This window comes from Achromobacter sp. Marseille-Q0513 (assembly GCF_018195695.1).
In the GTDB taxonomy this organism is placed as follows: domain Bacteria; phylum Pseudomonadota; class Gammaproteobacteria; order Burkholderiales; family Burkholderiaceae_B; genus Achromobacter.
This window is the reverse complement of record NZ_JAGTJY010000049.1, coordinates 23073-33279: the sequence shown is the minus strand read 5'-3', so window position 1 is coordinate 33279 and position 10207 is coordinate 23073. Positions and strand designations below refer to the sequence as shown.

Below are 10207 nucleotides of genomic sequence, written 5' to 3'. Positions count from 1 at the left end.
GTGCAGCGGTTCCGGCTCCAGCCGCGCCAGCTGTTCGACCAGCACATCGGCCAGCCGGCGGTTGCCGGGCGCCGCGCTGTCCTCGGCCGACAGCGCCGCCAGATGGACCACCATTTCGCGCACCAGCGGCGTCACGCCCAGCGTCTGGCAGGTGGCCGGCATGCCGGGCGCCTCGGCGGGCACGAACAGGAAATTGACCTGGCCGTTGCGCGTGACGTGATTGCAATGTGGCACGCCGCCGGGGATCCAGACGGCGCAGCGCGGCGGCACCATCCAGATGCCCTGCGGCACCGTGCAGGTCACGCCGCCTTCCAGGCACAGCACCAGCTGGCTCATGCGGTGCTGGTGCGTGGGCGATTCGTGGGCCCGGGCGGCGGTGTCCACGCGCATGGCGTAGGTCCATTGGCCGGGCCGGTCGGCGTCCAGGCCTGAAGGATCGGAGACGGGCGGGTACATGGCGTGCAAGCGGCTGGCGGAAGAAGGCTGCGGACGGGTTTGGCCGGATTTGTGTATATTTTGTCATTGTCTCGAAATTCAGCAAGCGGCCGCGTGGCTAAGCTGTGGATTCCGGGTCCGCCGGCCAATCGCCGGCGCCCGCCGCAACTTCCAGGTGTCCGATGTCCGTTTCCTCTTCCGACGCCCGCGTCCTCAGCCGTCCCGTGCTGCTGGTCGCCGGCATTCTCTGCATCGCCATGGCGCTGCGCGCACCCGTGACCGGCGTGGCGCCGTTGATCGGCATGATCCGCGCGCAGCTGGGGCTCAGCTCCACCGCCGCCGGCATGCTGATCACCTTGCCCCTGCTGGCCTTCGCCGCTGGCTCGCTGGCCGCCGCCGGCCTGGCGCGCCGCTACGGTCTGGAGCGCACGCTGTTCGGCGCGCTGCTGCTGATCGCCGCCGGCATCGTCGGCCGTTCGCTCGGATCCGAGGCCGCGCTCTACGCCGGCACCGTCGTCATCGGCGCGGGCATCGCGCTGGGCAATGTGCTGCTGCCCAGCCTGGTCAAGCGCGATTTTCCGCGGCGCGTGGCCGGGCTGACCTCGGCCTATGTGCTGACCATGAGCGTGATCGCGGGCGCGGCCTCGGCCGTGGCGATTCCGCTGGCCGCGCTGTCCGACGCGACGTGGCGCTTTTCGGCGCTGTGCCTGCTGGCGGTGCCGGCGCTGGGCGCATTGCTGTGGCTGCCGCAGTTGTCCCGCCGCACCCGGCCCGCGTCCGTCACGGCGCACGCGCCGCACGGCGAGCGGCTGTGGGGCAGCGCGCTGGCCTGGCAGGTGACGCTGTTCCTGGGCATCAATTCCTTCGTGTTCTATGTGATGGTGAGCTGGCTGCCGGCGATCCTGCAGGATGCCGGCTACACGGCGGAGCAGGCCGGCTCGCTGCATGGCCTGCTGCAGCTGATGTCGGCGGGGCCGGCGCTGTTCCTGGCGCCGGCCGTGCGCAGGATGAAGGACCAGCGCGCCGTGGCGGCCGGCGCGGCGGGCGCGTCCTGCGTGGCGATGATCGGCCTGATCGTCGCGCCGGGCTGGGCCAGCCTGTGGATTGTGCTGATGGGCCTGGGCATGGGCGCGGGCATCATCCTGGGACTGGCCTTCGTCGGGTTGCGTGCGCGCCATGCGCAGCAGGCGGCGTCGCTGTCGGGCATGGCGCAGTTCGTGGGCTATCTGCTGGCCGCCTCGGGGCCGCTGCTGATCGGCGCGCTACATGACGCGCTGGGTGGCTGGAGCGCGGCGCTGGCGCTGTGCGCGGCGGCTTGCGCGGCGATGGCCGCCGCCGGACTGTACGCCGGCCGCGCCATCCAGATCGGATCGTTCTCGGCCGGCGCGCATGCGGCGCCGGCGCGGGCATCGCGCTGAGCCTATTGCCAGCCGCCGCCCAGCGCCCGATACAGGTCCACCAGCGCCAGCGATACCGCCGCCTCGGTGGCCACGCGTGACTGGTCGTTCGCCAGCACCGCGTTCTGCGCGCTGAGCACATTGACGAAGTCCGACGCGCCCTCGGCATAACGGCGCTGGGCATGCAGCAGCGCCTGGCGCGCGCTGGCCGACGCGCGTTCCAGGCTGGTCCGCGCCTGCTGCTGGCTACGATAGGCCGTCATGGCGTTGTCGACATCGTGCCAGGCGCCGAGCACGGTTTTCTGGAATGCCAGCGCCGCCTCTTGGGCCTGCGCTTCGCGCAGCCGCAGCCGGCCGCGCAGCCTGCCGCCCTCGAAGAGGGGGATCTGCAGCGCCGGGCCCACGCCGAAGATGCCGGCGCGGTCGGTGTCCAGCTTGCCCAGTTGCAGCGCCTGCAGCCCGATGTTGCCCGACAGGGTGATGCGCGGATAGAAATCGCCCTCGGCCACGCCAATCGCGGCCACCGCGGCATGCAGGCGCGCCTGCGCCTGGCGGATGTCGGGACGCCGCTCGGCCAGCTCGCTGGGCAGGCCCACCGGCACCCGCACCGGACCGCCCGGGATGGGCGCCAGCGTTTCCAGCCGCGCGTGCAGCGCGTGCGGCGGCTGGTCCAGCAACAGCGCCAGGGCGTTCATCAGCTGGTCCACGCGCAGCGCCAGCGGCGGCACGGCCGCCTCGATGGCGGCGGCCTGGGCATCCGCCTGGGACACATCCAGCTCGGTCGCCACGCCTTCGCGCTGCCGCAGCCGCGTGAGCGCGAGATTGCGATTGGCGTTGTCCAGCGTCTGGCGCAGCACCGCCAGCTGGTTCTGGGCGCCGCGCAGCCGGATGTAGTGGCTGGCGGTTTCCGCGCGCACCGACAGCATGACGCCGCGCTGCGCTTCCAGCGCGGCCTGCGACAGCGCGCCGGCCTGTTCGACCTCGCGCCGCACGCGGCCCCACAGGTCCAGTTCCCAGCTGGCATCGACGCCGGTCTGCCACAGGTTGAACGAGGACTTGCCGCCGCGTCCGGACGGATCGGACAGCCCGGCCTCGCTGTTCTGGCCGCGCCGATAGGAGGCGTTCGCGCCCAGCTTGGGCAAGCCGTCGGCCTCGCTCACGCGCAGCGCCGCGCGGCTTTGCCGCAGCCGCTCGTAGGCGATCAGGATGTCGGGATTGGCGGCGCTGGCCTCGGCCACCAGGGCGCTGAGTTCAGGGTCGCCGAAGCTGTCCCACCAGGCGTCGTTGACAGGCTGGGCCACCGGCGCGCTGGCCGGGCCGCCCGCGCCGGCATCGCGCCATTGCGTCGGCAGTTGCGCCTGAGGCGCCTGGAAGTCCGGTCCCACGGCGCAGCCGCCCAGGCTCAACAGCGCCGAGGTCAGGACCAGGCGCGGTATTTTCAACAGGCTCATTTCGTGGCCTCCGCGAGCAGGGGCATGGTCTCGACCACGGCCTCGACCGACATGCCCGCGCGCAGCGGCGGCGCGCCGGCCGGCGTGGCGTCGAGCACGATCTTGACCGGCAGGCGCTGCGCGATCTTGGTGAAGTTGCCCGTGGCGTTGCTGGGCGCGACCGGCGACAGGCTCAGGCCGGTGGCGGGCGCGATGCTCTGCACGGTGCCGCGCAGCCTCAGGTCGGGATAGGCATCCACGGTGACGGTCGCGGGCTGGCCGGGTCGCATGTGGGTCAGTTGCTTTTCGCGGAAGTTCGCCACCACGTAGGCCTGCTGCAGCGGCACCACGGCCAGGATGGGCGTGCCGGGGGCGACGTAGGCACCCACGCGCAGCGCGCGGCGTCCGACCACGCCGTCGACAGGCGAAATGATGCGGGTGTGGGACAGGTTGAGTTCGGCGCGGTCGACCAGCGCCTGCGCGCGCAGCACGCCGGCCCGGGCTGCCTCGTGCTGCGCGGCCAGCACGTCCTGCTGCTTGCGCGTGGCCTGGAGGGTGGCCTGGTGCTCGGCCTGGCGCGCCTGGGTCATGTCCAGGCGGCTGCGGGCCTGCTCATAGGCCTGGCGCGTGCCGGCGCCCTCGCTCGCCAGGTTGCGGTGGCGCTGGACTTCGCTCTCGGCGAAGCGCAGGTCGGCGGCGTCGGCCCGCGTGACCGCCAGCGCCTGGCTGATCACCGCCTGATGGCGTTCCAGCGTGGCGTTGGCGTTGACGAGCTGGGCCGAGGCCACGGCCAGGTCGGCGCGGGCCGCGGCCAGGGCGGCCACGTATTCGCGGTCGTCGATGCGGGCCAGCAGCTGGCCGGCGGCGACGCTCTGGTTGTCTTCCGCCAGCACTTCCTGGATGAAGCCGGATACCTGGGGCGCGACCACGGTGTGGTCGGCGACGACGGCGGCGTCGTCGGTGGATTCGGTTGGCGACGTGCCCGACCAGGCCCAGCCGGTGTAGGCAAGCAGGCCGAGCGCGCCGGCCAGCGCGGCGCGGGGAAGATGAGGACGGATTGTGGAATAAGTCATGATGTTCTCGATGATCAGGCCGCCGCGCGCGGAGGATAGATGCGCGTCGCGACGAAGGGGATGAGCAGGATGAGCAGCAGGGCCACGGCGGCCATGCACAGGTACAGGTCGGCGGACGTGAGCGCCGTGGCCTGCTCCTGCACGCGGCGCGCCAGCGTGGCCGCGCTTTCTCCATCCGCGCTCAGCGGAAAGCTGCCGAGCTGGTCGGCCAGCATGTGGCTGTGATGATGGCGGCGCCAGGTCGTCAGCACGTCCAGCAGGCCGGTGGCCGCCACCGCGGCGAAACCCTTGATGGTGTTGAACCAGGCCGAGGCGAACGGCCCGTCCTGCGGCGCCAGGCCGCCGGTGGCCAGCATCAGCAGCGGAATGACCGCCATGGGCTGGGCGAAGATCTGCACGGCCTCCAGCGCGTAGAACTGCTCGCGCGACCAGGCCGGCGTCAGCTGCGAGCCCAGCGCGCATGACAGCGCCAGCAGGCCCAGGCCGGCGGCCAGCACCCAGCGGCAGTCGACCCGGCGCAGGTTGCACAGCGCGGCCACCAGTGGCAGCGCGATCAGCTGGGGCAGGCCCATGGCCAGCAGCACCGGCGCGGTTTCCAGCGGCCGGTAGCCGCGCAGTTGCGCCAGGAAGCTCGAAGGGATCAGGATCACGCCCAGCAGCACCACCAGCACGCCGCCCAGCGTGAGCAGCGCGTGGCTGAGGTTGCGGTTGCGCAGCAGCTGGATCTTGAAGAACGGCAGCGGGTGGAACCACTCGTTCAGCAGGAACAGGGCCATCAGCGCGCCGCCGCCGCCCAGCAGCACGCGGATCAGCGGCGAGTTGAGCCAGTCCAGGCGCTCGCCCTGCAGCAGGCCGATGACCAGCATGGCCAGCGCGGGCGCGCCCAGCAGCAGGCCGCGCCAGTCGAACACGCGGAAGCGCTCCAGCTTGAGCGGGTCCTGCGGCAGGCCGCGCCAGACCATGACAGCCGCCACGGCGGCGGGCGGAATCACCAGCCAGAAGGTCCAGCGCCAGCCCAGCGTCTCGGTGCAGAACGCGGCCAGCGGAATGCCCAGGCTGGGCGCGAAGGTGGCGGTCAGGGCATAGCCGCCCAGGCCATAGAGCTTGATGTTGGCGGGCAGGAAGCGCAGCGCCACCGTCATCAGCATGGGCGGCAGGGCGCCGCCGGCCAGGCCTTGCAGCGTGCGCAATGCGAGCAGGGTCGGATAGTCGCGCGCGAGCGGGCTGAGCGCGCCGAAGACGGCGAAGGCCACCAGCATCGCGGTGGTGAAGCGACGCAGCGAGAACGTCACCGAGCACCACGGAGCGAACGCCATGGCGCAGACCGAGGCGGCCGCGTAGACGGCGACGAACCAGGTGCCCTGGTCATAGCCGATGCCAAGGGCGCCGCGGATGTCGGCCAGCGCCATCTTGGTGACGTTCTCGTTCAGGCCGGCCAGGATCACGGCCAGCAGCACGCCGATCAGGCCGGTCAGGATGCGCGCGCCGAATGCGGCGGCCGGGGGAGCGGCGGCCGCAGGCGCTTGGGGCGGGAAGGGAGCGGTCGCGGCGGGCATGCTTGCCTCGCGCCAGGGGTAGGGAATGAAGGCATGGGTATCGCGTACTTGCAGAAAACAGCCCCAAGTCTAGGCAGGCTCGCGTTTCGGAAAAACCGGTCGCGGCGCAGCCCTGGCTTGCGCGCCGTGCAAGTGTGGGCGGATTCGCGCCATGCGCCGGGCGGCAGTTGCGTCGCGTGCAATCCTGGCTTGCGCGTGGCGGGATTTATCGGCCGGCGGCCTCGCGCCAATATGGCGGCACGCAAACCAACGCAGAGGATTTCCATGCAAACCCTAAGACTCTCCGCCCTGACCCTATGCCTGGCCTTCGTCGCCGGCGCCGCCCACGCCGAGGGCAAGACCCGCGAGCAAGTGCGCGCCGAGCTGATGGAAGCCAAGGCCGCCGGACTGGTCACCTATGGCGAACAGCAATATCCCGTCGACGTGCCCGACAACGCCGTCAAGACGCGCCAGCAGGTGCTGGAAGAGCGCGACGCAGCCCGCGCCGCCGGCCAGATCACGCGCGGCGAACTGGACTATCCGCCCGTCGCCCAGGAAGCCACCGGCAAGACCCGCGAACAGGTCATCGCCGAAATGCGCCAGGCCCGCGCCCAGGGCCTGATGAAGTCGGGCGAACTCGACTATCCGCCCACCGGCCATTGATGGTTTTCACCGCCAGACTTCCATAGGCATACACACACCATGATGAAGAAAATCGCTTTCGCCGCCATCGGGGCGGGCCTGGCCGGATCCGCGTTGGCCGCCGACACGAGCGTCACGCTGTACGGCTTGCTCGACATGGGCCTGGGCTATGAGCGCGTGCGCGCGCCTGGCTTCAAGCAGAATCGCATCGGCACCGTGCAGGGCGTGAACAGCGGCTCGCGTTTCGGCCTGCGTGGCGCCGAGGACCTGGGCGATGGCCTGCGCGCGATCTTCACCCTGGAAGGCGGCATCACGCCCCTGAACGGCAAGTCCGGCCAGAGCGGCCGCCTGTTCGGGCGCCAGGCCACCGTGGGCCTGGCGGACGACAGCTGGGGACAACTCGAATTCGGCCGCCAGGCCAACCTGGCGTCCAAGTACTTCAGCGGTCCGATCGATCCGTTCAGCGGCTCGTTCAACCTGGCCAACATGGGCACCACGTTCAGCGCGACGAACACCCTGCGCTATGACAACCTGGTGCTGTACCAATCGCCAGATTGGTCGGGCTTCCAGTTTGGCGTGGGCTATTCGTTCAACGCCGACGACACCCGCGCGCCGGCCACGGGCCAGAAGACGGGCTTCGCCACCGGCGACAACAACCGCGCGCTGACCACCGGCCTGCGCTACGCCAACGGCCCGCTCGCGCTGGTCGCCACCTATGATCGCTTCAATCCGACCAATGCCGCGGAAGGCGGGAAATCGCCCACGCGCATCCAGGAAACCATCATCGGCGGTGCCTACGATTTCGAGGTCGTGAAGCTGGGCGCTGCCATCGGACAGACCCGCGGCGGCTGGCTGCAAGGCGCGACGATGGGCGTGTCGCCCGACACCAAGGGCTACCGCAACGCCGATACGTTCAAGCTGGCCCACGGCTTTCGCGCTGATTCGTATACGGTCAACGCGACCGTGCCGCTGGGCAAGAGCAAGCTGATGGTGTCATGGCAGATGGCCCGCCCCAACGGCAGCGCCCTGACGGGCGACGATGCGAACACGCAGGTGTACAGCGCCGCCTATACCTATGACTTCACCAAGCGCACCAACCTGTACGCCTATGTCGCCTACGCGGACAATTTCTCGTTCCGTCGCGACGTGACGGACACCGCCGTGGCCATGGGTATCCGGCATCGCTTCTAGGCGCGACGCGCGGGGGCGGCCTGGTTTCGGGTCGCCGCCAGCCGCGCGGCCTGGCCCAGCCGTTCCAGCCCTGCCGCCATCTCGGCGGACCAGGGCCGCGCGACGTTCAGGCGCAGGCAATGACCGTGCTTGCCCGCGGCCGAGAACAGGGCGCCGGGCGTGTAGGCGATGCCTTGCGACACCGCATCGCGCAGCAGCGCCAGGGTGTCGGCCGGCTCGGGCAGTTCCAGCCACAGCCACCAGCCGCCTTCGGGACCCAGCACCCGCGCGCCCTGGGGAAAATGCCGCTGCGCGCAGGCGCGCGCCGAGGCGGCGGCCTGCGCCAGCTGCGTCCGCAGCCGGCGCAGGTGCGCCGGCAGGCGGCCCGACTTCATGTAGTCGGCCAACACCTGTTGTTCCAGCAGCGGCGCGGCCAGCGAGCTGCCGATCTTCAGGGATTCCAGCTGGCGCTGGTGGCGTCCGCCCAGCACCCAGCCCAGGCGAAAGCCCGGCGCCATGCTCTTGCTGCACGATCCGCAATAGATGACCTGGCCGTCGCGGTCCCAGGCCTTCACGGCCGGCGGTCGTTCCGCCGCGCTGCCCAGGTCGCCGAAGACGTCGTCCTCGATCAAGGCGATGCCGTGGCGCTGCACGATCTTCAGCAGGCGGCGCTTGGCCGCCTCGGGCATGCAGGCGCCCAGCGGATTCTGGAACGACGGCATGGCCACCACGGCGCGCACGCCGCCGTGATGTTCCAGCGCATATTCCAGGGCTTCCAGGCTCATCCCCTGGCCGGGCACGCAGGGAACCTCCAGCGCGCGCAGGCCCAGGTGTTCGATGGTCTGGAGCAGGCCGAAGTACACGGGCGATTCGACGATGACGGTATCGCCGGGCCGGGCCACGGCCCGCAGCGCGATCTGCATGGCCTCGGTGGCGCCGTTGGTGACGAGCAGGTCTCGCGGATCCGCGTCGATGCCGCAGGCTGCCAGATGGCGCAGCACTTCATGCTTGAACGCGGGCAGGCCTGTGCCGGACGGATAGGCGCCCAGCAGCCGCGGATCCACGCGCAGCAGGCGCTGCGCGATGCGCGCCAGGGTCTCGCAGGGATACCACTCGGGCGCGGCGCTGGCCAGGTGCAGGGCCAGCGGCAGCGGCTGGGCCGTCAGCGCGTAGAGCTGGGTCATGCGGTGCTGCAGCGAGGCCAGCATGTCGTACTCGACGCCGGCGGGCGCGGGCGGCGGCGCGGCCTCGGGCGTGGCGCGCGCCTGTCGCAGCGCCTTCCAGTCCGCGACGTACATGCCGGACTTGTAGCGCGCCTGCGCATAGCCCTCGTGTTCAAGCAGCCGGTAGCAGCGCGTGGCGGTGGAGACGCTGACGCCTTGCGCGGCGGCCAGTTCGCGCACGGAGGGCAGGCGGTCGCCCACGCGATACTCTTGGGCGCGGATGGCGGCCTTGATATGGTCGGCCAGTACGGCATAACTGTGCTGCATGACAGATCCAGGAATGGAGAATCTGTGCAGCATAGCCCAAGCGCGGACTGTCGCGCCCAGGCGCATGGCAACGGCGCATCATGCCGTTCACGCAACCCTTTGCAGGAACTCCGCCGCCATGCACGCAGACAATTTTTCCCTGGCCCGCTACTTCGACCGCATCGGCTACGCCGGGCCGGCCCGCGCCGACCTTGCCACGGTGTCCGAACTGATGCGGCGCCAGCTGTACACCGTGCCGTTCGAGAACCTGGACGTGCAAGCCGGGCTGGGCGTGTCGCTGGCGCCGGAGGACATCGCCGACAAGATCCTGGCGCGCGGCAGGGGCGGCTACTGCTACGAGGTCAACGGCCTGTTCTGCATGGCCATGCAGGCGCTGGGCGTGCCGTACCGCTATGTGGCGGCCCGGCCGATGTTCTATCCCGCGCGTCGTCCCCGCACCCACATGGCGCTGGTGCTGCGGCTGGACGGCCAGGACTGGCTGTGCGATCTGGGCTTCGGCAGCTACGGCATCCGCGCGCCCATGAGCCTGGCGGTGCTGGACACCGACATCCGCCAGGACATGGATCGCTTCATGCTGAGCCGCGAGGCGGACGGGGTCTACGTGCTCAAGGCCTGGCGCGATGGCGGCTGGCAGAACCAGTACGGTTTCGACCTGTCGCCGCAGGAGTGGATCGATTTCGCGCCCGCGAACTATCTGAATTCGAACCATCCCGACGCGATCTTCGTGCAGAAGCGCGTGGTGGTGCTGCACAGTGAGCGTGGCCGCGCGATCCTGGTCGGCAACACCCTCAAGCTGGTCGACGAGACCGGCACGGTCGAGTCCGAGCTGGACGACGGCGCCGTGGCGCAGGCGCTGCGCGAGCGCTTCGGCCTGGCGCCGGTGTGATGGCTGGAGTCGCGCGGACGAAGCCGGTGGCCGGCGCGAGACCCTGCCACAGCTCGTCTCGGATTACTCGTAAAAATGGCGACAATCCGTGTCCTTGCAACGTTCCGGCCCGCTTTGGCGGATGAGCAGGCTAGAATGCCTTGCTTTTT

Annotated in this window: 9 protein-coding genes; 4 read left to right on the top strand and 5 right to left on the bottom strand. The window is 70.4% G+C overall.

Features of this window, described 5'->3' with window-relative positions; genetic code table 11:
* The coding region (locus tag KDH83_RS12695) for a cupin domain-containing protein (protein ID WP_212316167.1) at window positions 1-456 on the bottom strand (456 nt) is incomplete at its 3' end.
* 161 nt (window positions 457-617) lie between these two features.
* Here KDH83_RS12695 and KDH83_RS12690 point away from each other — a divergent pair.
* Complete coding sequence (locus tag KDH83_RS12690; protein ID WP_212316165.1) at window positions 618-1853, top strand: MFS transporter; 1236 nt, start codon at window positions 618-620, stop codon at window positions 1851-1853.
* Between the two features lie 2 nt (window positions 1854-1855).
* Here the strand turns inward: KDH83_RS12690 and KDH83_RS12685 are convergent, their stop codons facing one another.
* Genes KDH83_RS12685 through KDH83_RS12675 form a run of 3 tightly spaced genes read right to left on the bottom strand, consistent with a single transcriptional unit; the run spans window position 1856 to window position 5891 of the window.
* Window positions 1856-3283 carry an efflux transporter outer membrane subunit gene (locus KDH83_RS12685; RefSeq protein ID WP_212316163.1) on the bottom strand — a complete coding sequence of 476 codons (1428 nt, stop codon included), beginning with the start codon at window positions 3281-3283 and terminating at the stop codon, window positions 1856-1858.
* Entirely contained in the window at window positions 3280-4335 is a 1056-nt protein-coding gene (locus tag KDH83_RS12680) for an HlyD family secretion protein (protein WP_212316161.1), read from the bottom strand. Before KDH83_RS12680 ends, KDH83_RS12685 begins: the two co-directional genes overlap by 4 nt.
* Window positions 4336-4349: 14 nt before the next feature.
* Window positions 4350-5891, bottom strand: a complete 1542-nt coding sequence (locus tag KDH83_RS12675; RefSeq protein ID WP_212316159.1) for an MFS transporter — start codon at window positions 5889-5891, stop codon at window positions 4350-4352.
* Between the two features lie 264 nt (window positions 5892-6155).
* Here KDH83_RS12675 and KDH83_RS12670 point away from each other — a divergent pair, with 264 nt between their 5' ends.
* Together KDH83_RS12670 and KDH83_RS12665 are read left to right on the top strand one after the other, a co-directional pair.
* Window positions 6156-6533 carry a DUF4148 domain-containing protein gene (locus KDH83_RS12670; RefSeq protein WP_212316157.1) on the top strand — a complete coding sequence of 126 codons (378 nt, stop codon included), beginning with the start codon at window positions 6156-6158 and terminating at the stop codon, window positions 6531-6533.
* Between the two features lie 39 nt (window positions 6534-6572).
* A complete protein-coding gene (locus KDH83_RS12665) occupies window positions 6573-7703 on the top strand; it encodes a porin (protein WP_103276020.1) in 1131 nt (376 codons plus the stop codon).
* On the opposite strand, the gene KDH83_RS12660 is transcribed toward KDH83_RS12665, so the two are convergent.
* A complete protein-coding gene (locus KDH83_RS12660) occupies window positions 7700-9172 on the bottom strand; it encodes a PLP-dependent aminotransferase family protein (protein WP_212316155.1) in 1473 nt (490 codons plus the stop codon). The two genes, KDH83_RS12665 and KDH83_RS12660, sit on opposite strands and share 4 nt — an antisense overlap.
* Window positions 9173-9290: 118 nt before the next feature.
* Between KDH83_RS12660 and KDH83_RS12655 the strand changes: the two genes are divergently transcribed.
* On the top strand, window positions 9291-10058 hold the full coding sequence (locus tag KDH83_RS12655; protein ID WP_212316153.1) for an arylamine N-acetyltransferase: 768 nt from the start codon (window positions 9291-9293) through the stop codon (window positions 10056-10058).
* Window positions 10059-10207 lie beyond the last annotated feature (149 nt).